Annotated in this window: 19 protein-coding genes and 1 pseudogene; 11 read left to right on the forward strand and 9 right to left on the reverse strand. The window is 62.9% G+C overall.

Translation table 11 applies throughout. From position 1 onward, the window contains the following. Positions 1-125: 125 nt before the first annotated feature. From A8B82_RS11635 to A8B82_RS11675, 9 genes are all read left to right on the forward strand, one after another. The gene (locus A8B82_RS11635) at positions 126-506 is read left to right on the forward strand and encodes a cupin domain-containing protein (protein WP_067292388.1); all 381 of its coding nucleotides are present in this window, start codon (positions 126-128) and stop codon (positions 504-506) included. A gap of 5 nt (positions 507-511) precedes the next feature. Then, entirely contained in the window at positions 512-1,624 is a 1,113-nt protein-coding gene (gene argE / locus A8B82_RS11640) for an acetylornithine deacetylase (RefSeq protein WP_067292391.1), read from the forward strand. A gap of 136 nt (positions 1,625-1,760) precedes the next feature. Continuing rightward, a complete protein-coding gene (locus A8B82_RS11645) occupies positions 1,761-2,606 on the forward strand; it encodes a GNAT family N-acetyltransferase (protein ID WP_067292393.1) in 846 nt (281 codons plus the stop codon). Between the two features lie 17 nt (positions 2,607-2,623). Further along, positions 2,624-3,997, forward strand: coding sequence for an aspartate aminotransferase family protein (locus A8B82_RS11650; protein WP_067292396.1), 1,374 nt, complete (start codon positions 2,624-2,626; stop codon positions 3,995-3,997). Next, complete coding sequence (locus A8B82_RS11655) at positions 3,997-4,908, forward strand: 2-hydroxyacid dehydrogenase (RefSeq protein ID WP_067292399.1); 912 nt, start codon at positions 3,997-3,999, stop codon at positions 4,906-4,908. The genes A8B82_RS11650 and A8B82_RS11655 overlap by 1 nt, the downstream gene beginning before the upstream one ends. Positions 4,909-5,042: 134 nt before the next feature. Continuing rightward, entirely contained in the window at positions 5,043-6,368 is a 1,326-nt protein-coding gene (locus tag A8B82_RS11660) for an NAD(P)/FAD-dependent oxidoreductase (RefSeq protein ID WP_067292402.1), read from the forward strand. Between the two features lie 208 nt (positions 6,369-6,576). Continuing rightward, the gene (locus A8B82_RS11665; protein ID WP_067292404.1) at positions 6,577-8,040 is read left to right on the forward strand and encodes an aldehyde dehydrogenase family protein; all 1,464 of its coding nucleotides are present in this window, start codon (positions 6,577-6,579) and stop codon (positions 8,038-8,040) included. Between the two features lie 17 nt (positions 8,041-8,057). Beyond that, on the forward strand, positions 8,058-9,110 hold the full coding sequence (locus A8B82_RS11670; protein WP_067292545.1) for a tartrate dehydrogenase: 1,053 nt from the start codon (positions 8,058-8,060) through the stop codon (positions 9,108-9,110). Further along, positions 9,107-10,588 (forward strand): NAD-dependent succinate-semialdehyde dehydrogenase, encoded by a 1,482-nt coding sequence (locus tag A8B82_RS11675; RefSeq protein ID WP_067292407.1) that lies wholly within the window; start codon positions 9,107-9,109, stop codon positions 10,586-10,588. The genes A8B82_RS11670 and A8B82_RS11675 overlap by 4 nt, the downstream gene beginning before the upstream one ends. Before the next feature lie 348 nt (positions 10,589-10,936). Here the strand turns inward: A8B82_RS11675 and A8B82_RS11680 are convergent, their stop codons facing one another. Both A8B82_RS11680 and A8B82_RS11685 read right to left on the reverse strand, forming a co-directional pair. Beyond that, positions 10,937-12,394, reverse strand: a complete 1,458-nt coding sequence (locus tag A8B82_RS11680) for a glutamine synthetase family protein (RefSeq protein ID WP_067292410.1) — start codon at positions 12,392-12,394, stop codon at positions 10,937-10,939. A 68-nt stretch (positions 12,395-12,462) separates the two neighbouring features. Continuing rightward, positions 12,463-13,782 (reverse strand): aromatic ring-hydroxylating dioxygenase subunit alpha, encoded by a 1,320-nt coding sequence (locus A8B82_RS11685; protein ID WP_067292413.1) that lies wholly within the window; start codon positions 13,780-13,782, stop codon positions 12,463-12,465. A 176-nt stretch (positions 13,783-13,958) separates the two neighbouring features. On the opposite strand from A8B82_RS11685, the gene A8B82_RS11690 reads away from it, so the two are divergent. Then, a complete protein-coding gene (locus tag A8B82_RS11690) occupies positions 13,959-14,759 on the forward strand; it encodes an IclR family transcriptional regulator (protein WP_161489456.1) in 801 nt (266 codons plus the stop codon). Positions 14,760-14,865: 106 nt separating this feature from the next. Here the strand turns inward: A8B82_RS11690 and A8B82_RS11695 are convergent, their stop codons facing one another. Next, positions 14,866-15,555, reverse strand: coding sequence for a 3-oxoacid CoA-transferase subunit B (locus tag A8B82_RS11695; protein WP_067292415.1), 690 nt, complete (start codon positions 15,553-15,555; stop codon positions 14,866-14,868). Next, complete coding sequence (locus A8B82_RS11700; RefSeq protein WP_067292418.1) at positions 15,552-16,259, reverse strand: 3-oxoacid CoA-transferase subunit A; 708 nt, start codon at positions 16,257-16,259, stop codon at positions 15,552-15,554. The genes A8B82_RS11695 and A8B82_RS11700 overlap by 4 nt, the downstream gene beginning before the upstream one ends. Positions 16,260-16,321: 62 nt before the next feature. On the opposite strand from A8B82_RS11700, the gene A8B82_RS11705 reads away from it, so the two are divergent. Continuing rightward, positions 16,322-17,119 carry an IclR family transcriptional regulator domain-containing protein gene (locus A8B82_RS11705; protein WP_235604675.1) on the forward strand — a complete coding sequence of 266 codons (798 nt, stop codon included), beginning with the start codon at positions 16,322-16,324 and terminating at the stop codon, positions 17,117-17,119. Positions 17,120-17,147: 28 nt separating this feature from the next. On the opposite strand, the gene A8B82_RS11710 is transcribed toward A8B82_RS11705, so the two are convergent. The 5 genes and pseudogenes from A8B82_RS11710 to A8B82_RS11730 all read right to left on the reverse strand — a co-directional run bounded on the left by A8B82_RS11710 (position 17,148) and on the right by A8B82_RS11730 (position 24,165). Next, a complete protein-coding gene (locus A8B82_RS11710) occupies positions 17,148-18,638 on the reverse strand; it encodes an amidase (RefSeq protein WP_235604676.1) in 1,491 nt (496 codons plus the stop codon). A 5-nt stretch (positions 18,639-18,643) separates the two neighbouring features. Next, positions 18,644-20,031, reverse strand: a pseudogene (locus A8B82_RS11715) (M20 family metallopeptidase). Beyond that, entirely contained in the window at positions 20,028-21,620 is a 1,593-nt protein-coding gene (locus A8B82_RS11720) for a gamma-glutamyltransferase (protein ID WP_067292420.1), read from the reverse strand. The pseudogene A8B82_RS11715 and the gene A8B82_RS11720 overlap by 4 nt, the downstream one beginning before the upstream one ends. After that, positions 21,617-23,254 (reverse strand): ABC transporter ATP-binding protein, encoded by a 1,638-nt coding sequence (locus tag A8B82_RS11725; RefSeq protein WP_067292423.1) that lies wholly within the window; start codon positions 23,252-23,254, stop codon positions 21,617-21,619. Before A8B82_RS11725 ends, A8B82_RS11720 begins: the two co-directional genes overlap by 4 nt. Continuing rightward, the gene (locus tag A8B82_RS11730) at positions 23,254-24,165 is read right to left on the reverse strand and encodes an ABC transporter permease (RefSeq protein ID WP_067292426.1); all 912 of its coding nucleotides are present in this window, start codon (positions 24,163-24,165) and stop codon (positions 23,254-23,256) included. Before A8B82_RS11730 ends, A8B82_RS11725 begins: the two co-directional genes overlap by 1 nt. Positions 24,166-24,171: the final 6 nt, after the last annotated feature.

Below are 24,171 nucleotides of genomic sequence, written 5' to 3' on the forward strand. Positions count from 1 at the left end.
TCGCGCGGCATCCGGCATGACCTGCCGCCGGGGTGGAAACTTCGGTCAGGATCGCGGGGCAAGCTGGTGCACTGTGTATGAACAGACAAACGCGCCGGTTGGCGCATCAACAGAAAGCCCCTATCATGGCCCTTATCGTCCCGATTGATATCGCCCCCGCATTTGCCCCCCGCGAACATGTGGCCGCCCCCGACCGCTTGATCGCAGGCGGACCGGCGTTTCGCACATGGGCGTTGGACGAGGCGCTGGCAGAGGCGGCGCAATGGGGTCAGATCCGCACCGGCGTCTGGGAAGCCACACCCGGCACGACGCTGTCGATCAAGGGGGACACATTCGAGTTCTGTCATATACTGTCAGGACGGGCCGAGATCAGCGAAGAGGGCGGTGCGACACATAGTTTTGGTGCGGGCGACAGTTTTGTGATGAAGCCGGGCTTTGTGGGCCAGTGGAAAACGCTTGAAACCCTGCGCAAGATCTATGTCATCGCAGCACCTGTCGCGGGGTGAGTGCTATGCAGGCATCCGCCGTTGATTTGCTGGAACGCTTTGTCGGATTTCCCACTGTAGTCGGCACGCCCAACGACGGGCTGATGCAGTTTGTGGCCGATTACCTGCGCGAACATGGGGTGCCCTATCATCTGCTCAAAGGGCCGGAAGGCGACCGCTACAACCTTTTCGCCACCATCGGGGATGCGTCGCGGCCCGGTTATATCCTGTCGGGTCACGTCGATGTGGTGCCTGCGGGCGAGCCGGAATGGCGGGGCGATCCCTTTGTCCTGCGCCGCGACGGCGGACGGCTGATCGGGCGGGGCAGTTGCGACATGAAGGGCTATGTGGCGGCAGTTCTGGCGACTGTGCCCGAACTGGTGCGTATGGACCTGTCTGCGCCGGTGCATATCGCGCTGTCCTATGACGAAGAGGCGGGCTGTCGCGGTGTGCCGCATATGATTGCGGCGCTGCCGGATCTCTGCGCGCCGCCGTTAGGCTGTATCGTCGGAGAGCCGACCGGGCTGGTGCCGGTGCTGGCACACAAGGGCAAGGCGGCGCTGCGGCTGGTGGCGCAGGGCAAGTCGGGGCACAGTTCGCGCCCTGATCAGGGTGCAAACGCCATTCACGCGCTCTTGCCCGCGCTGGAGGCCGCGCGCGTTCAGGCAGAGGCACTGCGCGATGGGCCGCAAGATGGACGTTTCGCGCCGCCTTATTCCAGCCTTCAGATTGGCACTCTGCAGGGCGGTCAGGCGCTGAACATCATCCCCGATCATGCCGAGGCGAGCATCGAGGCGCGGGCGATTGCAGGTGTCGATCCCAAGACGCTGCTGGCACCGGTAATGGATGCCTTGGGGCCGCGGGTGCGCGGTGAATGGCTGTCGTCCTATCCGGCACTTTCGCTGGATGCGGGTCATCCGCTGGCCGCTTTGGCTGCGCAGATCTCGGGGCGCGACCCGCTGGGCGCCGTCAGCTTTGGCACCGAGGCGGGGCTCTTCCAGCAGGCGGGCATTGCGTCGGTGATTTGCGGTCCGGGCGACATCGGGCGCGCGCACCGGCCCGAGGAATATCTGACCGAGGAAGAGTTGGCCGGGACGGTTGCAATGATCCGGGCGCTGGGGCGACGACTGTCGGTGTGATCGCAAGAATGGTACGCGGCATTTTCTGCGGCGGCGCTGATGTGTTGCAACAGAAAACTGCGGCGGCGGGCGGGGATCAGAATAAAACTGCCGCCTTCAGGATTCTAAATTGGTGACAAAAAAGGATGGATTGTTAATGACCGCTTCCAAACCCGACACCGCCACATTGTCGCAAGACAATTTTCAGATCACGGCCTTTGAACCAACCCATCTGGACGGTGCGCTGCGTCTGTCCGCCGAGGCAGGTTGGCCGCACCGCACCGAGGACTGGCAGTTGGCACTGTCGGTGTCCAAAGGGGTTGTGGCGCTGGCGGGGGGCGAGGTTGTCGGAACCGCGTTGTGCTCCCCCTTTGGCGATGTGGCGGCGATGAACATGATTATCGTCGATGCGCGGATGCGCGGGCGCGGGCTGGGGCGGGCGCTGATGGAACAGGTCATTGCCTTTGGCGGCGCGCGCGAGTTGCGTCTGACCGCCACCGCAGACGGGCTGCCGCTGTATGAGAAGCTGGGCTTTGCGGCCTGTGGCAAGGTGCTTCAGCATCAGGGCATCGCGCAGGATGCGACGCCCGAATTGCCCGTATACACCGGCGATGTGCAGGATATGCCCGCGCTGGCGGCGCTGGATTTGCAGGCATCGGGCCTGTCGAGGGCCGGATTGCTGGCGGTGATCGCCGCCCAGGGCGAAGTGTTGCGCTGCGGAAACGGATTCGCCTTGTTGCGCGATTTCGGGCGCGGGCGGGTGCTGGGGCCGGTTGTGGGGCAGGACGTGGCCAGTGCTGCGGCGCTGATGGCCGAAGCCGCTCGGCGCTGCGCCGGTCAGTTTCTGCGCGTTGATCTGCCCTCCGATGCAGGCCTGAGCAAGACCGCGACGCAGCTGGGTCTGGTGGCGGCTGGCGGTGGTGTTGCCATGAAAAAGGCTGCGAAAACGCGCGCGCCGTCAAACTATAAAACCTTTGCGCTTTTGTCGCAGGCGCTGGGATAACCTGAGTGGGACGGATCATGTTGACCAATTCTCTTGTCGAGCTGGACCGCCAGCACCTTGTTCATCCGGTGTCGTCGTTTCGTGGCCACGAGGCCCGCGGCGTGCGTGTCTTGCGGTCGGCGAAAGGGGCGACTGTCACCGACAGCGAAGGGCGCGAGTTGCTGGACGGATTCTCGGGCCTTTGGTGTGTAAATGCCGGATATGGCCACGAAAGCGTGGTGGAAGCCGCCGCCGAGCAGATGCGCAGGCTGCCCTATGCCACCGGATATTTCGATCTGGGGTCCGAACCGCCGATCCGGCTGGCCGGGGCATTGGCCGACCGGGCGCCGGGTGATCTGAACCATGTTTATTTCACCCTTGGCGGGTCAGATGCGGTGGACAGCACGATCCGCTTTGTCCGTTATTACTGGCATGCAAAGGGGCAGCCCGAACGCGATCAGTTCATCTCGGTCGAGCAGGGCTACCATGGTTCCACGACAATGGCCGCCGGGCTGACGGCTTTGCCCGGTTTCCATGACGGATTTGGCGTGCCCTATGCCTGGCAGCACAAGATTTCGTCGCATTATCTTTATCGCAATCCGCTGGGCGACGATCCGCAGGCGGTGATTGATGCGTCGTTGGCCGAATTGCGCGCCAAGGTTGCCGAGATTGGCGAAGACCGCGTTGCGGCGTTCTATGTCGAACCTATTCAGGGATCGGGCGGCGTGCTGGTGCCGCCACCGGGCTGGATCAAGGCGATGCGCGACCTGTGCACCGAACTGGACATTCTCTTTGTCGCTGATGAGGTCATCACCGCATTTGGCCGCACCGGCCCGATCTTTGCCAGTTCGGATGAGGGGATCGTGCCTGATCTGCTGACCTGCGCCAAAGGGCTGACCTCGGGCTACGTGCCGATGGGGGCGGTGATCATGTCTGATGATGTCTATGAGGTGATTGCCGAAGGGGCAGGGGCCAAAGCCGTGGGCCATGGGTTCACCTATTCCGCGCATCCGGTCTCTGCCGCTGTCGCGCTTGAGGTGCTGGCGCTCTATGAGGGCGGGCTGTTCGAGAACGGCATTCGCGCGGGCAAACGCCTGATGGCGGGGCTGGAAAGCCTGCGTGATCATCCGCTGGTGGGCGATGTGCGCGGGCGCGGGATGCTGGCGGCGGTAGAACTGGTCACCGACAAGGCGCGCAAGACGCCATTGCCGGCCGAAGTGCAGCCCGCAATCCGGCTGTTTGATCGGGCCTGGGAACAGGGTCTTGTGGTGCGGTCCTTCCCTCAGGGCATCTTTGCCTATGCGCCGCCACTCTGTTGCACGGATGACGAGATCGACCTGATCGTGGCGCGGACCCGCAAGGTTCTGGATATCACCCTGGACGATCCCGAAATTCGCGCGGTGCTGCGCTGATGGCGTTGCTGTTTGTATCCAGCGCAGAACGCGCGGCAGTCTGGGTTTCGGCATTCGACGCTGCGGGCGAAAAGATCATTGTGGGCGAAGAGGCCGTTACCGACCCGGCGGAGATCACACATCTGTTGTGCTGGACGCCGCCAAAGGATCTGCAGCGCTATCCCAATCTGCGGGTTGTGATCAGCGCCGGCGCTGGCGTGGACCAGATGCCGCCATTGCCCGAGGGCGTCGAACTGGTGCGTGCGATTGATCCGGGGATCGAAGAGATGGTGCGCGACTGGGTGGTGATGGCGACACTGATGCAGCACCGCGCGATACCGGTCTATCTGGCGCGGGCACAGCAAGGCCTGTGGAAGCCGCAGCCGGGGCGGCATGCCAAAAACACCCGCGTGGGCATTATGGGGATGGGCCGCATTGGCACGCTGGCTGCACAAACGCTGGGCGGCATGGGTTTCAAGGTCAGCGGCTGGTCGCGCTCGGGGCGCGCGGTGGCGGATGTTCCGGTTTATGGCCTGCAGGATCTGGATGTCTTTCTAAGCCAAAGTGACATCCTGATTTGCCTGCTGCCACTGACAACCGAGACGCGCGGCATACTGAATGCCGACCTGTTTGCGAAACTGCCAGAGGGGGCGGCACTGGTGCATGCGGGTCGCGGGGCGCAGCTGGACATGCAGGCGATGCGCGATGCGCTGGATGGGGGCGCCTTGAGTTCGGCGATGCTGGACGTGACCAACCCTGAACCACTTCCCGCCGACCACTGGGCATGGCGCGACCCGCGTGTGATCATCACACCGCATATCGCTGCCGTGACCGACCACCATGCAGGGTCAATGCATGCCCTGGAGGTGATCCGCGCCACGCGTGACAATCGCCCGCTTCCCGGTCGTGTGGATCAGGACCGGGGATATTGAGCGCTAGGCTCTGGACCCGGTAACTGGTGACATGCCGCCGTTCTTGCAAATTCATAAGACCATACCGTGCGACGCCGCGAATTGGGCGTTTCGGGCGGCATGATGAAGGCCTGGCCAAAACTGCGGAGAATACAATGCCTGCCCCGTTGATGAAATTGTCGACAAATGACGCATTTCCCGATGCCGCCGACTGCGTGGTGATCGGTGCCGGGATTGTCGGTGCAAGTGCGGCCCATTGGCTGGCGCGCGCGGGCATGAAGGTGGTGTTGCTGGAAAAGGGCCGGGTGGGCGCCGAACAATCCAGCCGGAACTGGGGCTGGTGCCGCCAGCAGAACCGCGACGCGCGCGAGTTGCCGCTTTCGACCCGGAGCCTGGGGCTGTGGGAGGAGATGGCGCAGGACATTGGTGCCGATCTTGGCTTTCGCCGCTGCGGATTGCTGTACCTTTCCAATAACCCCGCCGAGATTGAGGGCTGGGCCACTTGGGGCCGCTTTGCGCGGGGCGAAGGTGTGGACACCCGGATGCTGAGCGCCGCCGATGCCACCGAACGAGGTGCTGCCACGGGCCAAAGCTGGGCAGGCGGCGTCTGGTCGCCCAGCGATGGTATTGCCGATCCGGCCAGCGCCACGCCGCTGATTGCGCGTGGTGTGATGCAGCATGGTGGCGTGGTGGTGCAAGGCTGTGCCGCGCGCGGTATCGAGACCGAAGCCGGTGCCGTTTCTGCGGTGGTGACCGAGCGTGGCGTCATCCGCACGCCGCAGGTGGTGATGGCGGGCGGCGCATGGGCAGGCAGCTTCCTGCACCAATCCGGCATTTTCTTTCCGCAGGCGTCGGTGCGCAGCTCGATCCTGTCCTTGGCACCGGGCGCACTGGGTCTGCCTCCCGCCCTGCATACAGCGTCTGTATCCGTGACCAGGCGCGCGGACGGCGGGCACACGCTGGCGATCTCGGGCAAGGGCAGCGTCGATCTGACCCCGCGCATGATCCGTGGGGCGAAACATTTTCTGCCAATGTTCGCAAAACGCTGGCGGTCGCTGGTGCCGGGTGGGTTGCAGGCCTGGCAGGCGGGTTTCGAAAGCACAGCGATTTGGGATCTGGACCGTGAAACGCCGATGGAGCGGCTGCGCATCCTTGACCCGCGCCCCACGGCAGCAACCGTAAACCAGACGCTGGCCCGCGCGCGTGCGCTGTTGCCCGCGTTTGAGGCTGTGCCGGTACAGGCAAGTTGGGCGGGCTATATCGACAGCACGCCTGATGGCGTGCCGGTGATCGACAATGACATTGGCATCCCTGGTCTGACACTGGCAGCCGGGCTGTCCGGGCACGGCTTTGGCATCGGTCCGGGGGTGGGTCATCTGGTGGCCGATCTGGTGCTTGCCCGCACACCCATCACCAAGACAGCGCAGTACCGTCTGGCCCGGTTTGACAATTCCCAGTGGGGCAGCGTTTCAAAGTTCTGATTGCGCCGGCCCGGCTTTGTCCATGCCCAACAGGTTGCGGCAGGGCATTGGCCGCGCCGATCAGAAAGCCCTGAGCCGATGGTGACAAAATCTTCTGCCTGAGAGGTCTGGGAGCGCAGCGTAAAATGCTGAGGACAGAGATCTTTCGGCAGCTTTGCCCGCGTCATACGCGCGATCTTGCAGGCAGAACTCATTTCCGAGGTACGACATGACTTTTGCCGTTGATGCAGACCAGATCGCATTGCCAAACGGGCACTTTATCGGTGGTGTCTATGTTGCCGGTCCCGGACAGATTGCGGTGTTGTCGCCATCGACCGGCAAGGTTCTAGGCGATATCCCCATTGCGGACGCGGGGCTGGTCGACAGCGCCGTTTCTGCTTCACGCGCCGCCCTGGCGGCGTCGAACTGGGGCGGCATCGCGCCGCGCGAACGGCTGCGGGCGCTGTCCGCATGGGCTGACCTGATCGAAGCGGAGGCCGACACGCTGGCAGCGCTTGAAGCGGTCTGCTCCTCGCGCCCCTACGGCCAGCTGCACGAAGGCGACATTCGTATAACCGCCGAACAGATACGCTTTTTCGCGGAATTCGCGGACAAGGAAGGCGGGGTGCTGGCCCCCGTCGCGGACAGCAGCTTCGGTTTCATTTCGGATGAGCCCTACGGCGTGGTTGGTGCCATCACGCCCTGGAACTTTCCAATATCCATGGCCGGGTGGAAACTGGGGCCTGCGCTGGCTGCGGGCAATGCCGTGGTGATCAAACCATCGGAAATGACACCATATTCGACCCTGTATATGGCCGAACTGTCGGTGCGCGCTGGTGTACCTGCGGGGTTGATCAATGTCGTGCTGGGCGATGGGCCTGTGACAGGTGCCGCAATCACCGGACACGCGGGCATCGACAAGGTGTCGTTTACCGGATCGACCCGCGCGGGTGCGGCGATCATGGAGAACATCGCGCGCAGCGGGATCAAGCCGATGACGCTGGAACTGGGGGGCAAAAGCCCGGTCATCGTCTGCGCCGATGCCGATCTGGATCTGGCGGCGGAGTGCATTGACCGGGGGATCACCTCCAATGCCGGACAGGTTTGTGTGGCAGGCTCGCGCATTATCGTGGCGCGAGAGATCGCCAACGCGCTGGCGGCAAAACTCACAGAACGCTTTGGCCGTCACCGCCCGGCCCATACGCTTGCGGTGACCGCAGGCTATTCGCCGATCATCTCTGAAAAGCAGCTGGAGCGGATCGACAGCATCGTCAGGGCGGCGGTGGATCAGGGCGGCGAGGTGCTGTGTGGCGGCGCGCGCTTTGACCACCAAGGCAGCTATTACCAACCCACGCTGGTGGCAGGCGTGACCGACACCAGCCCCGCAATCCGCGAAGAGATTTTCGGGCCCGTGGCGACCTTTCAGACCTTTGAAGGCGAGGAAGAGGCCTTGGCTCTTGCCAGCCATCCCAGCTATGGGTTGTGCGCGGGCCTGTTTACCCGCGACCTGAGCCGCGCCCTGCGTCTGACCCGCCAGATCGAGGCAGGGACAGTCTGGGTAAACCGCTATGGCCGCTCGACCGACCACATCCTGCCCACGGGCGGTTGGAAATCCAGCGGACTGGGCAAGGATCTGGGCCGCGAAGCCTATGCCGCAAACCGCAGAAAGAAATCGGTCCTGATCGACCTGTGAAGACCAAGGAAACGGATATGACCACTTACAATCTTGCTTTGATCCCCGGAGACGGCATTGGCGTTGATGTCACCGATGCCGCCATGCTGGTGATGAATGCCGCCGCCAGCCAGTTCGGCTTTGCATTGGAAACCCAGCGCTTTCCATGGTCTTGCGAATATTACACCAAAACCGGCGCGATGATGCCCGAGGATGGTATTGAAACGCTGCGCGGCTTCGATGCGATTTTTCTGGGCGCGGTCGGCTGGCCCGAAACCGTGCCGGATTCCGTGTCGCTTCATGGTCTGCTGCTGCCGATCCGCAAGGCGTTTGACCAATATGCCAACATCCGCCCGCACCGGCTGCTGGCCGGTGTCGAGGGGCCGCTGAAGGCCGAAGGCTTTGATATTCTGTGCATCCGCGAAAACACCGAAGGTGAATATTCGGGTGCCGGTGGGCGTGTGCATCAGGGTCGCGACAACGAAGTGGCTGTCGAGACGTCGATTTTCACCCGAACCGGCGTTGAACGTATCCTGCGCTTTGGATTCGAGCAGGCGCAGGCGCGGCGCAAGCATCTGACGTCGGTTACCAAGTCGAACGCACAGAAATATTCGATGGTGTTCTGGGATGAGGTCACGCGTGAACTGGCGGCAGAGTATCCCGAGGTAACAGTCAGCCATATGCATATTGACGCCATGGCAGCCAAGATGGTGATGAACCCGCAGGATCTGGACGTGGTTGTTGCCTCGAACCTGTTTGGCGACATCCTGACCGATCTGGGCGCGGCGATACAAGGGGGGCTGGGCTTTGCCGCCTCCGCCAATATCTGCCCCGATCGCAGCGCGCCGTCGATGTTTGAACCTGTGCACGGCTCGGCGCCGGATATTGCGGGCAAGAACATCGCCAACCCGATTGCCGCGATCTGGTCGGGGGCGCAGATGCTGGAGCATCTGGGTGAGAGTACCGCTGCCGCTGCCGTACTGGAGGCCATCGAAACAGCGACCGGGCAGGGCATTGGCACCCGCCCGGGTCAGAACACAACCGACGACATTACGGCGGCGGTTGTTGCCGCACTTGGGGGCACAGCATGACCATTCACGACACACCATCCACCGATCTGCGCGCGCGTCTGGCCGATCCTGACCTGCTGCGCGAAGCGGCGTTGATTGACGGCACCTGGATCGCCCGCGCCGATATGCCGGTGATTGATCCTGCCACAGGGGGCGCGATTGGCCATATGCCCGACTGCACGGCGGATGAAACCAGTGCGGCAATCGCCGCCGCCGAGGTGGCGATGAAAGACTGGCGGGCGCGCACGAATATCGAACGCGCCGACATCCTGATGCGCTGGTATCAGCTGATGCAGGACCACGCTGAAGACCTGGCGCGCATTCTGACCGCCGAGCAGGGCAAGCCGCTGGCCGAGGCGCGTGGTGAAGTGGTCTATGGCGCGTCCTTTGTGCGCTGGTTTGCGGAAGAGGGGCGGCGGATCAACGGGCATATCATCCCGTCGCCGGTGCCGGGCAAGAAGATCTTTGCGATGAAGGAACCTGTCGGCGTCTGTGCCATCATCACGCCTTGGAATTTCCCGATTGCGATGATCACCCGCAAGGTGGCCCCCGGCCTTGCGGCGGGCTGCACGATGGTCATCAAACCGTCTGATTTCACGCCCTATTCGGCGCTGGCGCTTGGCGTTCTGGCAGAGCGGGCCGGCATACCCAAAGGGGTGCTGAATATCCTGACAGGCCGCCCCGAGGTGATTGGCGAAACGCTGACCGCCAGCCCGGTGGTGCGCAAGCTGTCGTTCACCGGCTCGACCCGCGTGGGCGCGCTGCTGGCGGGGCAATGCGCCCCGACGCTCAAGAAAATGTCGCTGGAACTGGGCGGCAACGCGCCCTTCATCGTCTTTGACGACGCCGATCTGGAGGCCGCTGTCGAAGGCGCGATGCAATCGAAATTCCGCAATGGCGGTCAGACCTGTGTCTGCGCCAATCGGATTCTGGTGCAATCAGGCATTCACGATGCCTTTGTCGCGGCATTGGCCGCACGGGTCGACGCGCTGACGGTTGGCCCCGGCACCACCGAAGGCATTGCCATCGGCCCGATGATCAACACCAGCGCCATCACCAAGATCAACGCCCATGTCGCGGATGCATTGGCCAAAGGTGCCGTGCGCGCCACCAAACCGCGCGACCTGCCAGCACAATTTGCCGATCCGGTGGTGCTGTCGGGCGCGACAATCGACATGCAGCTGGCCGAGGAGGAAACCTTTGGCCCCGTCGCACCTGTGTTCCGGTTCGAGACGGAGGCCGAAGCGCTGGCGCTGGCCAACGGGACGCCCTTTGGTCTGGCGGCCTATTTCTATACCACGGACATGGCCCGCGCCTTCCGGTTCGGAGAGGCGCTGGAGGCGGGTCTGGTGGGCCTGAACACCGGTGTGGTCAGCCATGCCGAGGCCCCGTTTGGCGGCGTCAAAGCATCCGGTCTGGGCAGGGAGGGCGCGCAGGAAGGGATAGAGGAATATCTTGAAACCAAGGCGTTCCATTTCGCCGGTCTTGGGGCTGCCTGAGGGCTGTTGCAGCCCTGTGGCATGAGCCTAAGACGCATTTCAGAGCCTGTATGTGTCTTAGGTGATGGCGATCCGGGACTGTTAGGGCCTGTGGACGTTCATCTTCCGCCACCCGCGCGAGTCGGATTTTGCCGCTGGCGCTCGGATTTGAGTGCAGCAATGTGATCATTGGAAGGGAAAATCCGGGATGGCAGAGGCAAAATCCGCCGCGCCCCGCAGGGGTTTCGCCAAAATTGCCCACTTCTGCGTTAAGAGAGCTTGAAATAGCTGGCTATTCCGGCGCTCTCTTGCCTGGAACTGAGCAATTTTGGGCAGGAACGGGTGATGGAAGATGAACGTCCACAGGCCCTAGTAAATGCCAAAATACTCCGCCTGTTCCCATTCGGAAATCGTCAGGTGATAGCGGTCCCATTCCGCGCGCCGGATATAGGCAAGGTAATCGACAAAAGCATCGCCCAGCATGTCGCGGTAGAATGACGCGCTTTCGAAATGCTGGATTGCGCTGAGCAGGCTGTCGGGCAACTGGGTGGCCGGGCCATCATAGGGGGTTTCGACCGGATCGGGCGCACGCAGCCCCCGATTCAGCCCGTCGAGGCCTGACAGGATCTGACTGGCAAAGAAATAATAGGGGTTGGCCGTCGTCTCCGCCACTCGGTTTTCGATCCGCGAGGCGGGGTCGCCGGGCTCCATCAGGGCGCGGATCATTGCACCACGGTTGTCGCGGCCCCATTGAATGCGGTCGGGGGCCAGTTGGTGCGGGCGGTAGCGCTTGTACCCGTTCACCGTCGGCGTGGTGAGCAGGCAGGATTCGCGGGCGTGGTCCAGCAGGCCCGCGATCCAGCCGCTGGCAGTGTCGGTGATCTTGCCCGCCGCAGGCGGGGTCAGAAGGTTCTCGCCGGTTGTCATGTCGACAAGCGACTGGTGCAGGTGCCATCCGCTGGCGGCAGCATTGGCGAGGTTCGGTTTGCACATGAAGGTCGCGTGCAGGCCACGCCGCGCGCAGGTCTCCTTCACCATGGCGCGGAACATCATCATGTTGTCCGCATGAGTCAGCGGATCGGCCGGATCGAAGGTGAATTCGAACTGGCTTGGCCCCATTTCGATCTCCATCGAGCGCAGGGGCAGGCCAAGCGCCTGACAATGGCGGCGCAGGTCGTCCAGCACGGGCTCCATCAGGTCATACTGCTGTTCGGTCAGGAACTGATAGCCCTGGGTGAGGTTGCGCGTCGCAGGGGGCTGGCCGGGCATCGTCGCATCGGTATGGTCGAGCCGTTCGGCTACCCGCTCGTATATCTGAAACTCGACCTCCAGCCCGACAACCAATGCGATGTTGTGCTCCGACAGGCGGGCAATCGCACGCTTGAGCACGTCACGTGGCGAGAAGGCCAGGGTCCCGCCGTCCTTTCCGTGCGGGTCGCAGAAGATCCAGGCGGATTTTGGTGACCATGGCAGGATGCGGAAGGTGGCCGGGTCGGGCAACAACAGGATATCGCCTGCACCGGTCATGCCTCCAGGAATGTCGGAGTCATTTGACCATACCGGAAAGACGGTCTTGTGCGCGGTGTCCTTCAACAGAAGGGTAGACGGCATCGCGATGCCAGAGGTGAAGATCGAGGCCATCGCAGAGGCCACAATGGTCTTGCCCCGCAGAATGCCGTGCTGGTCGGCAAAAAGCACCCTGACTGTTTCGGTATCCGAGGCACTGATCTGTTCCAGCAACCCAACGGCGGCGCGGATTGCGTCATCGTCCAGGAGACCCTTTTGTGCAAGTGCACCGCTGGCAATCTTTTCGTGTAACTGGCTCATATCTGCCCTTCAGGTGGCGGCGTCAGGGAACTGCGCGTCAACCACCGGTACGATTCATCTTATGGCCATCAGACCTTTGCGTCCCATCCCTTGCAAGCCTCGCGTCGTTCGGCATCGCTTTGCGTGAACGCCTCCTGCCAAGTGTCCCGCGTGCCGATGGTGTCGTTTGAGATCGGACCGTAGATGGTGCTGACATCGACGCCGTTGCACATGGGCAACGCGTCGGTGTTCCCCTCCTTGAGGCTGCTGATCGCTGCCCGCATCATGCGTCGGTATTTGATGATGGCGACATCGGTTTTGCCCAGATGTTCCTTGGTCCGGTCAAAGATCCGACCGGGGCTTTCGACTGCCCATTGGTCGTGCACATTGATGTCGAGCCCCATGCCGGTATAGGTTTCGCGGCTCTGCTCTTCGGGGTCGAAGCCATAGTCATTGCGCTTGTTCTTGATCGGGGCGTAATCTGGCAGCCGATGTTCCTTGAGACGCTGATCGCGCATCTTCTGCTTGTCGACGGGTTTGTCAAAGCTGGTGAACATCGAATACCAATAGCAGGTCTCGTCATCCACGGGCACATGCCACTGGGTGATGATCATCTCCCGCGACATGGGGATAGAGATTGCTTCGGGGAAGATCTGGTTGGTGATGCGCACATGGGTCCGGCCGTCTTCCATGTGGCGCAGGGCGATGATGCGCATACCGTAATCGGTTTCTTCGACCGTGATGTCGGGACGCGGATAATCGCGCAGCAGCTTGGTCATCGGGATCTCGGTGTTGGCAGCCATGTCGCGGAACTGTTTGCCGTAGCTGTCGGCGGGGTCCTCATCCTGCAGGAAACGGTGCAGGAACGATGCATGCGCGGGGTCGATGCCCACCTCCATCGCCTGAAGCCAGTTGCATTCCCACAACCCCTTGAACGCAAAAACATGGCTTTCCGGCGCGCGGAAACAGTCGAAATTCGGGAAGGCCGGTGGCGCGCCCGGCCCCATATAGGCAAAGATGATGCCGTTTTTCTCGATCACCGGATATGAGGTGGTCTGGATCTGTTCATGCATCCGCGATCCTTCGGGTTCGCCGGGCTGTTCCACGCATTGACCACTGCGGTTGAAGTGCCAGCCGTGGAAGGGGCAGCGCAGCCCGTTATCTTCCAGCCGACCATAGCAAAGATCGGCACCCCGGTGCGGACAGCCGCGCGCGATCAGGCCAAGTTCGCCGTCGCTGTCACGAAACAGAACCAGATCCTCGCCCAGCAGCCGGACCGGCACAACCGGGCGTTTGCCCGCCAGTTCATCGGTCAGGGCAGCAGGCTGCCAATAGCGGCGCATGACCTGCCCGGCATCGGTGCCGGGGCCGGTTCTTGTCAACGTTTCGTTAAGGTCCTGGCTGATCATGAGAAGTCTCCTTCAGATGGGTGGCTGAGCGTGTCATTACCTCGTATGGTTAAATAACGCACAGATGGTACATTAACAATCTTTATGGCTGCCCCGTGGAAACTATGTTGGCTTATGGTTTGATAGCGCCCACGAATGTGCCATCTGAAAGATATAGGGAAATTCAGGAGCCGCCCGTGACCGTTCGTCCAGACCCGTCGAAACATGAAATTGCGGATCGGGATATTTCCTCGACCTTCGTAAAGGGCATGGCCGTCCTGAAAGCCTTTGACGACACTCATACCAGGCTCACCCTGGCAGAAATCGCGCAGCTTACCGGGCTTGACCGCGCTTCGGTTCGAAGGCTGACCCTGACACTGGTCCATCTGGGCTATGTCGAACGGGACGGGAGGCACTTTTCCTTGTCCCCCCAGGTGCTGATCCTTGCAGGCAGTTTTCTGCGCGGCAACCAGTTCGGCACACATATCCAACCGCTGCTCAATCGCTTTTCCTCGCGGATCGGGCAAACCGTTTCGCTGGCCATTCCTGACGGGAACTCGGCGGTCTATGTCGCCCAGTCGACAGCGCAGGAGGACGCGGTCTCTTTCGGGTTCACCGTTGGCAGCCGCTTGCCGCTACTTCACACAGCCATTGGCCGGATGATATTGGCATTTGCGCCGCAGGACTGGGCGGAGGAGACAATCCGCGCCGTTCCGTTCGAACAATACACGCCGGAGACCACGATGGACCGCGGCGAAATTCTGAACAGGGTCCGGAACTGCAGGGCAGTTGGCTATGCCATTGTAGAGAACGAATTCGAACCGGGGGTGACTGGCTTTGCCACGCCTATTGGGGGGTTAAATGCGCTCAAAGCCGTGGTTGGCACGTCGATGCCGACCCTTGGCATTCGCAATGAGGAGGACCGCCTGCAGACGATCAGCCTTCTGCAACAGGTCGCGCAGGAACTGGGCCGGTCGCGACTGTTTTCCACCACCTGATCCAGGCGCTTTGGCCTGTAGCGGTACGGGCTGGATTGATGACCCGGCCCCGACAACGCACAGGAACTCGTCGGCATTCGCACCTGATCGCAGGTGAAAAGTTCTGCTAGGCCAGGTCGTCCGGGCAGATCAGGTCAGCGACATCGCCGTCGATTTGCAATGGCGCACCCGTGACGGACTGCAACTCTTCCAGGGTTACGGCGGGCACTTTCTCCCGCAGGACAAAGCGGCCATCGACCACATCCACCACGGCGAGAGAGGTATATATCCGTGTCACGCAGGCAACGCCGGTGAGGGGCAGGGTGCATTCAGACACCAGTTTCGGCGCACCATCCTTGGTCACATGATCGGTCAGCACTGCGACGCGTTTCGCGCTCTGCACCAGATCCATGGCACCGCCGACCGCAGGAATGCCGCCCTTGCCGGTGGACCAGTTCGCCAGGTCGCCGTTCTGCGCAATCTCGTATGCCCCAAGGATTGCAACATCCAGATGTCCGCCCCGCACCATCGCGAAACTGTCGGCGTGGTGGAAAAAGGCTGTTCCCGGCTTTAGCGTGACGGCCTTCTTGCCTGCATTGATCAGATCCCAATCTTCGTCACCACGGGCAGGGGCGGCGCCAAAGTCGAGGATTCCGTTCTCGGTGTGAAAGACAGCCTGCCGCCCCGGCGGTTGGAACTGCGCCACCATTTCGGGAAATCCGATCCCGAGATTGACGTAAGCGCCGTCTTCGATGTCCTGCGCCGCGCGCCATGCGATCTGGGCGTTGCTCAGCTTTGCGTGGGAAATTTCGGTCATGGATAGACGGCCTCCGCCCGGTTTAGGTCTTCTTCCTGCGCGGGTGCGGACACTTCGACAATTTTTTGAACGAAGATACCCGGCGTCACGACATGTTCGGGATCGATGCCGCCCAGCGGGACGATCCGCGATACCTGTGCGATGGTTGTGGTTGCTGCCGTGGCCATGATCGGGTTGAAGTTCCGCGCGGCCATCCGGTAGGTCATGTTACCATGCGGGTCGGCCAATTCCCCCTTGATCAAGGCAAAATCGGCCTTGAGCCATTTTTCACGCACATAAGACCGGCCTTCGAAAACCTCTGTCGGTTTGCCTTCGGCCACCTGGGTGCCAAAGGCGGTGGGCGTGAAAAACGCCGGTATACCCGCACCACCTGCCCGTATCCGCTCTGCCAGCGTACCCTGTGGAACGATCTCAAGCTCGATCCGGCCTGCCTTGTAGGCTTCGACAAAGACGGAAGGATCGGAAGAGCGCGGAAAGGAGCAGATCAGCTTGTCGACACGGCCCTGTTCGATCAGTGCCGCCAGGCCGACATGGCCGTTGCCTGCATTGTTTTTGATAATCGTCAGGTGCCGCGCACCCTGGTCGATCAGCGCGTGAACCAGTTCGATCGGCGCACCAGAGCCGCCGAAACCGCCGATCATCACGGTCGCCCCGTCCGGGATGACCGAAACAGCATCGGCCAGCGATGGGAATGTCTTGTCCATTGGGTGTCTCCTCGCGTTTTGGTAAGCCCTGAGCCGCAGCAGGCACCAGACGAAATGTTCACATGTTGACTTTTGTTCACATGCTGCCATCAGTTGTTCGCATGGTGAACAGAACGGATTTCATTGCATCTTTGGCCAAGGGGCTGCGCGTGCTGGAATGTTTCCGGGCCGAAACTCCACGCCAGTCTGTCGCCGAAGCGGCTGCTGCGACAGGGCTCGACCGGGCAACTGCACGCCGCTGTCTACTGACGTTTACCGAACTTGGCTATGCGGAATACGATGGTAAATATTTCCAGCTCACACCCCGTGTGCTGCGGCTCGGGATGGGGGCCCTGGCGGCCCTGCCGTTGCCGCAGATCGTGCAGCCTTGGCTAGATCAGCTTTCCGCCCGTACCGGGCAGTCCTCCTCGGTGTCGGTCCTGGACGAAACAGACATCGTATATATCGCCCGTTCGGCGGCCACGCGGATCATGTCCATCGGGCTGATGCCGGGTTCGCGCCTGCCAGCGCATTGCACCTCCATGGGCCGGGTGCTGTTGGGTGCTCTGCCCGAGGACGAGGCGCGCAAATGGATCGACCGCACCGACCTTGCACCGCGCACCCCGCGCAGCCTCACCAACCCGGACGCGATCATGGCGGAACTTGCGATGGTGCGCGAACAGGGATTTTCCGTCATCGACCAAGAGGTAGAGATCGGCCTGCGGTCAATCGCGGTGCCGCTTTATGACATTCGCGGACGCATCGTCGCGGCACTGAACCTTGGCATCGCGGCAACAGATGCGCCCGCATCGGAGTTGCCCGACCGCTTCCTTGCCCCGCTGCGCGAGGTCCAGTCAGGGCTGCAGCGGGTTCTGCAATAGGCACCCCGTCTGATCGCCAGACGTCCGATCAGTCGAAGGTCAGGAATTCGTCAGCCTGCGACAGCGGCGGGGCGGCGCGCAGGGCGGCAAAGTCGGGGCCGGGGACAGCCATATCTGTGCCTTCGATGATCGCCTCCAGCTCGGCAGCGACAGCCAGCACGCCCAGATCGTCGTGACGACGGCCCACGATTTGCAGACCAAATGGCATGCCGTTCGCATCCATCCCGCAAGGGATGGTGATCGACGGATGCCCCGGAATGGTCGAGGCATAGGCCAGTGCCAGCCAGCGATAGTAGCTTTTGGTCGGCGTGCCATCAATTTCGGTCGGATACAGCTCGCGCCACGGGCGGGGGCTGAGGGTGACGGCCGGCGAGATGATGAAGTCGTGCGATTCAAAAAACGCCTGCCAGGCGCGGTGATAGCGGCTTTGGGAGAACAACGCCTGGGCCACGTCTTCGGCGGAATAGCTGCGGCCTTCGCGGACGTTGTCAGCGACGTTGGGGCCGACCAGATCGGGGGTTTCGTCAAACAGCCGCGCGTGGATGCCAAGGAATTGCACGCCGCGCAGCACCGAAAAGATGCTGTCGGCGTCGGTGCAATCGGGGGTGGCGTCCTGCACCCGCCCCAGAAACGGGCTCAACTTGGGCAGGATGGCGCGGAAATGGTCGCGGATCAGCGTTTCAGTGGGGGCAAAGCCGTAATCCTCGGTCACCGCGATGCGCAGGGATGTCAGATCACGGCGCGGCAGGGTGGCAAAGCTGGCTGCATCCCATGGGGTGCGCCCGTCGATCACGGTGGTGAACGGATCGTTGCGGTCGGGCCGGGCCAGCACCGACAGCATCAGCCCCGCATCGGCCACGCTGCGCGCCATCGGGCCGGATGTGGGCATGGGGATCAGCCCCGCCGCGCGGGTGTTGCCCGGCACCACGCCGGGGCTGGGCCGAAAGCCGACGATGCCGCAATAGGCGGCCGGATTGCGCAGGCTGCCGCCGGTGTCCGATCCGGTGGCCAGTGGTGCATATTCGCAGGCCAGCGCCACCGCCGAGCCGCCCGATGATCCAGCGCAGGTGCGCGTCAGGTCATAGGGGTTTGCGGTCACCCCGTTGACGCGGTTGCGGGTGTTGCCGCCCGCGCTCCATTCCGGCGTGTTGGTCTTGCCCATCGGCAATCCGCCCGCCTGGCGCATCGCCGCGACAATCGCGTCGTCGCCGGTGGCGAGGTTGTCGGCAAAAGCCTCGGACCCGTAGGTGGTGGGCAGGTCCGCCACGTCAATCATATCCTTCACCGCAAAGGGCAGCCCGTGCAATGCGCCCAGCGGCGCGCCGGACATTACGGCAATTTCCGCCTGTCGTGCGCCGGTCAGCATGGCATCAAAGTCGCGGGCGATCAGGGCGTTCACCGCATGGTCCAATGTCTCGACCCGCGCGATACAGGCCTGGGTCAGCTCGACCGGCGACAATTGTTTGCGCGCGATCATCTGGCGGGCTTCGATGGCACCAAGGGTGGCGGGGTTGGTCACGGGGATCAGTCCTTTGGCAGGCCCTGTTCGGCCAGATCGGCGAACAATCCGGTCATCGCCACTAGCGCCTGACGCGACAGCGGTTTCAGGACGTGTTCGTTGGGGGCATGCTGCGAACAGCCCGCATAGGAATGCGGCACCCAGATTGTCGGCAGGCCCAGCACTTCGGCAAAGCAATCGTTGGGCAGGGAGCCGCCTAGGTTGGGCAGGATGTCGGGGGCGACCCCCAGGCTTTTTTCAATCGAGGCGGTCGCAAAGCGGACCATCGGGTGGTCGGGGTCCAGCCGTGTCGCGGGGAAGCTGTTGCGGCTGTGTTCAACGATCTCGACCTTGCCAAGCCTTCGCGGTCCAGATGGCGGCGCAGGGCGGGCAGGACGTCGTCCACCTCGGTGCCAACCACAAAGCGCAGCTGGCAGGTGGCGCGGGCCGAGCCTGCGATGGCGTTCAGCGGCGCGGCGGGCACGCCTGCGCTCATCGCCAGAATGGCAAAACTGTTCCAACCGAACACGCGTTCGGCAGGGGTCAGATCCTGTTCGCCCCAATCGGCGTCAAGGTCGATGCCAGTGTCATGGGCGGGCAGGGAGGCCAGCACCTCGCGGATGCGGGGTGTCAGGCTGGTGGGGCGCCATTCCGGGATGCGGATCTGCCCCTTGGCATCGGTGATGCTGGCCAGTGCATGCGACAGGATCATCGCGGGGTCGGCAAGCAGACCGCCGAAGTTGCCCGAATGGTTGGCCCCTTCGCGCAGGTTGACCTCAAGATCAAAGCTGGTGCCGCCGCGCGATCCGGTAAAGATGGTGGGCGCGGCAGGGCGCAGGCGCGGGCCGTCGGAGGCGATGAACACATCGGCTTTCAGAAGCTCGGAGTTGGCGGCGCAGAATTCTTTCAGCCCCGGTGATCCCGCCTCTTCGCCCATTTCGATGATGACCTTGGCGTTGAACCCCAAGCGCCCCTGCGCCTTGATCACGGCACCCATGGCGCGCAGATTGATCAGGTGCTGGACCTTGTTGTCGGCCGCACCGCGCCCGTACAGGCGGTCGCCTTCCTCGATCAGCTCGAACGGTGTCAGCCCCTCGCGCCACTGGTCTTCCTGCGCGCGCACCACATCGCCGTGGCCATAGCTGAGGACCGTTGGCAGGGCCGCATCCTCGATCCGTTCGGCGGTCAGGATCGGCGGGCCGTCGGGCGCGGGGTTGTCGTGAAACTGGCAGGTAAATCCCATCGCTTCCAGCATCGGGGCCATGTCGTCGTGCAGATAGGCGTGCAGGTGCGGCTTGCCGCGCGCATCCTGGCTTTCTGTCGGGCGCGACACCAGCGTGGCCAGATCGCGCTGGAAATCACCGCTGTCGAAATAGGTTTCGATGTGGGCGCGGGCGATGTTGTGCAGGGTCATGCGGGGGCCTTTTTGTGTTCAGGTTCGGCAACCCCATCGCCCCAAGGCGACATGGTTTCGGTGGTGCCGGAGTTGGTGGTGCCCTCGCGCATCACCCCTGCGGGGCAGGCAAAGGCAAAGGGGAAGGGCAGCCGTTGCGCCAGCGCCAGCGGGAAACTGTCCGCCAACGCCTCGGTGACAGGACCGGCAAGGCGTTCGTCCGCCACCACCTGCGCGCCGCCCGACGCGTCCAGACGCGGCGCTTCGATGGCGTCCTGCATCGACATGCCCTGTTCGATCAGGTGACCGCTGATCTGGGCCACCGCAGGCATGATCTTGCGCCCGCCCGAGGCCCCCAACGCAAAGCGGCGCGTCGGGGTTTCGCCGATCACGGGACAGACGTTCATCAGACAGGCTTTGTCGGCGGCCAGCGAGTTCGGCTTGCCCGGTTCGGGGTCGAACCACATGATGCCGTTGTTCAGGTTCAGGCCGGTCGAGGGCGACACGACCTTGGAGCCGAAGATCGACAGCAGGGTTTGTGTCATCGCCACCATGTTGCCTGCACTGTCGACGATGGAAAAATGCGTGGTGCAGCCGGGGGCCTTGGCGCTTTCGTGGTCGCCCATGTTGGTCAGCCGTTCGGCATAGGCGGCGCGCAGCCCGTTGGCGCGGGCGACATAGGCGGCAGGGGTATCGGCATCAGCGGCGGCATAACCGTCCTGCCAACGGGCCAGCGTGTCGGCCAGCGTGGGGCCCGCGGTCAGCCCCGGCATGGCGTGGATGGTGCCATCGCGGAACGGGATCGACAGCGGGTCGGACCATGTGACGCTGTAACCCGCCAGGTCTTCCATCGACAGGAAACCGCCCTTGTCAGTCACGTCACGCACCAGCGCTGCGGCAATGTCGCCGCGATAGAACGCTTCTTCGCCCTCGCGGGCGAGTTGCTCCAGCGTTTCGGCCATCTTGCTTTGGTCCAGCCGCTGATCGGCCAGCGCGGTCCAGCCGGACCCTTTGGGCCATTGGCCATCGTCCAGATAGAGCGCCGCCGCATCAGGATCACGCGCCAGATCACGCGCGCTGGAGGCGATGACAAGGGCCGCGTACCAGTCCACGTGCAAGCCGCGTTTGGCAAGTTCAACGGCGGGCGCCAGCAGCGTGTCCCACGGCATCCGGCCAAAGCGGCCGTGTGCGGCGGAAATGCCCGCCATCGTGCCGGGCACGGCGACCGATGTGGCCCCGGTGACGTTGCGGTCCTCGACCACCGATTCCCACGGGAACAGGTCCGATGCCTTGCCCGCGCCCGACAGCGGATAATGCCCCACATCGAGTGTGGCGGAGGACCGCATACCATAGTTCAACGCATGGGCGCGACCCTCGTCCGCGCGCCACAGCATCATGGCACCGCCGCCCATCGGGCCGGACATCCACGGCTCCAGCACGCCAATGGCAAAGCTGACCGCAACGGCGGCGTCCACCGCGTCACCGCCTGCGGCCAGAACCTCGGCCCCGACTTCGGCGGCGCGAAGATGCTGGGCGGCGACAACACCGCCCGAAGTGGCCGTGACACCCGGCTTGCGGGTCTGCTGGCTGCGCGAAAACGATCCGCTCATGCGACCGCCGGGGGCAGGGTGGAGATATCGGGCACGTTCCAGTGTTTGCCCGGCTGCGCATCCAGCAGCATCCGGGTGTAAGGGTGCGATGGTGCGCCAAAGACCTGTTCGACGGTGCCGCGTTCCACCACATCGCCTTCTTGCATGACGATCAGCGTGTCACAAACCTGTGCCGCGACGCGCAGGTCGTGGGTGATGAACAGCACGGTCAGGCCCATCCGGTCACGGATTTCGTTCAGCAGCTTGAGCACCTCTTTTTGCACCGAGACATCCAGCGCCGACACGGCCTCGTCCGCAATCAGGATTTTCGGTTCGACCATCAGCGCGCGCGCGATGCAAATCCGCTGACGTTGACCGCCGGAAAACTGGTTCGGATAGCGGTTCAGCACCTCGGGGTCCAGCCGCACGATCTTCATCAGCTCGCGGGCGCGTTCCATCGCCTTTGCGCGGTTTTCGCCAAAGTTCACCGGCCCCTCGACCAGCTGGTCGCCAATGGTGCGGCGCGGGTTCAGAGAACCGTAGGGGTCCTGAAACACGATCTGGATGTGTTTACGATAAGGATGCAGGTCATTGCGTGACATCAGGGCGATGTCCTTGCCCTCGACCGAGACAACGCCGCTTTCGGGGTCTTCCAGTCGGATCAGGCATTTGACCAGTGTCGACTTGCCCGAGCCGCTTTCGCCGACGATGCCCAGCGTTTCGCCCTGATGCACGGTAAAGTCCACGTCCTTGCAGGCGTGGACCCTGCGCGCGGGGCGGAACATGCCGCCTGCGACGTAATAGGTCTTGTTCAGGTTCGACACCTTCAACACCTCGTGGCTGGTGATCGGTTCGGGCACGTCGCGGGTGCGGCGCGGCACCGCGTCGATCAGCAGGCGGGTATAGGGGTGTTGCGGGCGGTTCAGGACCTCTTCGGCGCTGCCCTGTTCGACGATCTTGCCATGCTGCATCACCACGACGCGGTCGGCAATCTCGGCCACCACGTCGAAATCGTGGGTCACGAACATGATGCCTGCGTCGTGCTTTTCGCGCAGTTCCTTGAACAGGTGCAGAATCTGCTGCTGCGTGGACAGGTCGAGCGCCGTTGTCGGCTCGTCTGCGATCAGCAGCGCGGGGTCCAATGCAAGGGCCATGGCAATCACGATGCGCTGGCGCTGTCCGCCTGACAGCTGGTGCGGGTACGATCCGTAGATGCGCGGCGGATCGGGCAGGTGGACCTCTTCCAGCAGCTTGATGGTGCGGGCCTTGCGTTCAGCCGCGCCCAGATTGGTGTGTTGCTGGAACATCTCTTCGATCTGGTCGCCCACGGTATAGCAGGGGTTCAGCGCCGACATCGGCTCCTGAAAGATCATCGCCATGCGACGCCCGCGCAGGTTGCTGTGCGCGCGCTTGGACAGTTTCAGCAGGTCGTGCCCGTCAAATCGTATTTCACCCTGCGACGGTTTCAGCGCCTGCGGCAGCAGCCCCATGGTGGTAAAGGCCGTGATCGACTTGCCCGAGCCGCTTTCGCCGACGATGCAGACGATTTCCTTGGGCATCACTTGCAGCGACAGGTTTTCGACAGCATGGGCGCGGTCAGCGGCCTTGGGCAGGTCAACGGTCAGGTTGTTGATGGACAGGATAGGATCGGTCATCAGTTGCGGCCCTCCGGTGCGGTGACGTCACGCAGGCCGTCGCCCAGCATGTTGATGGCAAGCACCAGAAAGAACAGCGCCACGCCGGGAATGGTGATCAGCCAGGGTTCAAACAACAGCATGTCCTTGCCTTCCGAAATCATCAGGCCCCAGGACGGCGTGGGCGGTTGTACGCCCAGACCAAGGAAGGACAGCGCTGCTTCCAGAATGATGGCGTGGGCCATTTCCAGTGTGAAAATGACGATCAGGTGGTTCATCACGTTGGGCAGGATGTCCTTGACCAGAATGCGCGGCAGCGATGCGCCCAGCACTTCGGCGGCGGCGACATATTCCTGTTTGCGCACCTGCATCGTGGCCGAGCGCAGCACGACCGCAAAGCGGTCCCACAGCAGCAGCCCCAGAACCGAGACGACGACGGTTAGCGAGCCGCCGAACAGCGCAACGACAGCGAGCGCCACGAGCACAACGGGCATCGCCAGCCGCACGTTGATCAGGAAGGTCACGACCATATCGACCTTGCCGCCGAAATAGCCCGCCAGAATGCCCAGCGTCGAGCCGATGATGCCCGAAATGACGGCGGCCAGAATGCCGATCATCAGCGAGATGCGCGCGCCATAGGCCAGTCGCGCCCAGAAGTCGCGCCCCAGCCCGTCGGTGCCCAGCCAATGCTCGGATGTACCGCCGAGGAACACCGGCGGTTTCATCCGTGCCAGCAGGCTTTGCTGGTAAGGGTCGTATTGGGTCAGCAGCGGGGCAAAGATCGCAATGAACATGACGATCAGCATGACGACGGCACCAAACATCAGGCCTTTATGGTGCAGGGCGCGTTTGCGCAGGGCCTGTCCGGGCGTCAGCGGCTTGTCGCGGAGTTCCTGCCGGGGCAGGTCGGTGGGTGTGGTTGTATCGGTCATATCAGT

It is taken from the genome of Sulfitobacter sp. EhC04 (assembly GCF_001650875.1).
GTDB lineage: Bacteria > Pseudomonadota > Alphaproteobacteria > Rhodobacterales > Rhodobacteraceae > Sulfitobacter.

Excerpts from the sequence above, each read along its gene's own strand:
- A8B82_RS11635 (WP_067292388.1), top strand. The coding sequence starts at position 126 with ATGGCCCTTATCGTCCCGATTGATATCGCCCCCGCATTTGCCCCCCGC.
- argE (WP_067292391.1), top strand. The coding sequence starts at position 512 with ATGCAGGCATCCGCCGTTGATTTGCTGGAACGCTTTGTCGGATTTCCC.
- A8B82_RS11645 (WP_067292393.1), top strand. The coding sequence starts at position 1,761 with ATGACCGCTTCCAAACCCGACACCGCCACATTGTCGCAAGACAATTTT.
- A8B82_RS11650 (WP_067292396.1), top strand. The coding sequence starts at position 2,624 with ATGTTGACCAATTCTCTTGTCGAGCTGGACCGCCAGCACCTTGTTCAT.
- A8B82_RS11655 (WP_067292399.1), top strand. The coding sequence starts at position 3,997 with ATGGCGTTGCTGTTTGTATCCAGCGCAGAACGCGCGGCAGTCTGGGTT.
- A8B82_RS11660 (WP_067292402.1), top strand. The coding sequence starts at position 5,043 with ATGCCTGCCCCGTTGATGAAATTGTCGACAAATGACGCATTTCCCGAT.
- A8B82_RS11665 (WP_067292404.1), top strand. The coding sequence starts at position 6,577 with ATGACTTTTGCCGTTGATGCAGACCAGATCGCATTGCCAAACGGGCAC.
- A8B82_RS11670 (WP_067292545.1), top strand. The coding sequence starts at position 8,058 with ATGACCACTTACAATCTTGCTTTGATCCCCGGAGACGGCATTGGCGTT.
- A8B82_RS11675 (WP_067292407.1), top strand. The coding sequence starts at position 9,107 with ATGACCATTCACGACACACCATCCACCGATCTGCGCGCGCGTCTGGCC.
- A8B82_RS11680 (WP_067292410.1), bottom strand. The coding sequence starts at position 12,394 with ATGAGCCAGTTACACGAAAAGATTGCCAGCGGTGCACTTGCACAAAAG.
- A8B82_RS11685 (WP_067292413.1), bottom strand. The coding sequence starts at position 13,782 with ATGATCAGCCAGGACCTTAACGAAACGTTGACAAGAACCGGCCCCGGC.
- A8B82_RS11695 (WP_067292415.1), bottom strand. The coding sequence starts at position 15,555 with ATGACCGAAATTTCCCACGCAAAGCTGAGCAACGCCCAGATCGCATGG.
- A8B82_RS11700 (WP_067292418.1), bottom strand. The coding sequence starts at position 16,259 with ATGGACAAGACATTCCCATCGCTGGCCGATGCTGTTTCGGTCATCCCG.
- A8B82_RS11705 (WP_235604675.1), top strand. The coding sequence starts at position 16,322 with ATGTTGACTTTTGTTCACATGCTGCCATCAGTTGTTCGCATGGTGAAC.
- A8B82_RS11720 (WP_067292420.1), bottom strand. The coding sequence starts at position 21,620 with ATGAGCGGATCGTTTTCGCGCAGCCAGCAGACCCGCAAGCCGGGTGTC.
- A8B82_RS11725 (WP_067292423.1), bottom strand. The coding sequence starts at position 23,254 with ATGACCGATCCTATCCTGTCCATCAACAACCTGACCGTTGACCTGCCC.
- A8B82_RS11730 (WP_067292426.1), bottom strand. The coding sequence starts at position 24,165 with ATGACCGATACAACCACACCCACCGACCTGCCCCGGCAGGAACTCCGC.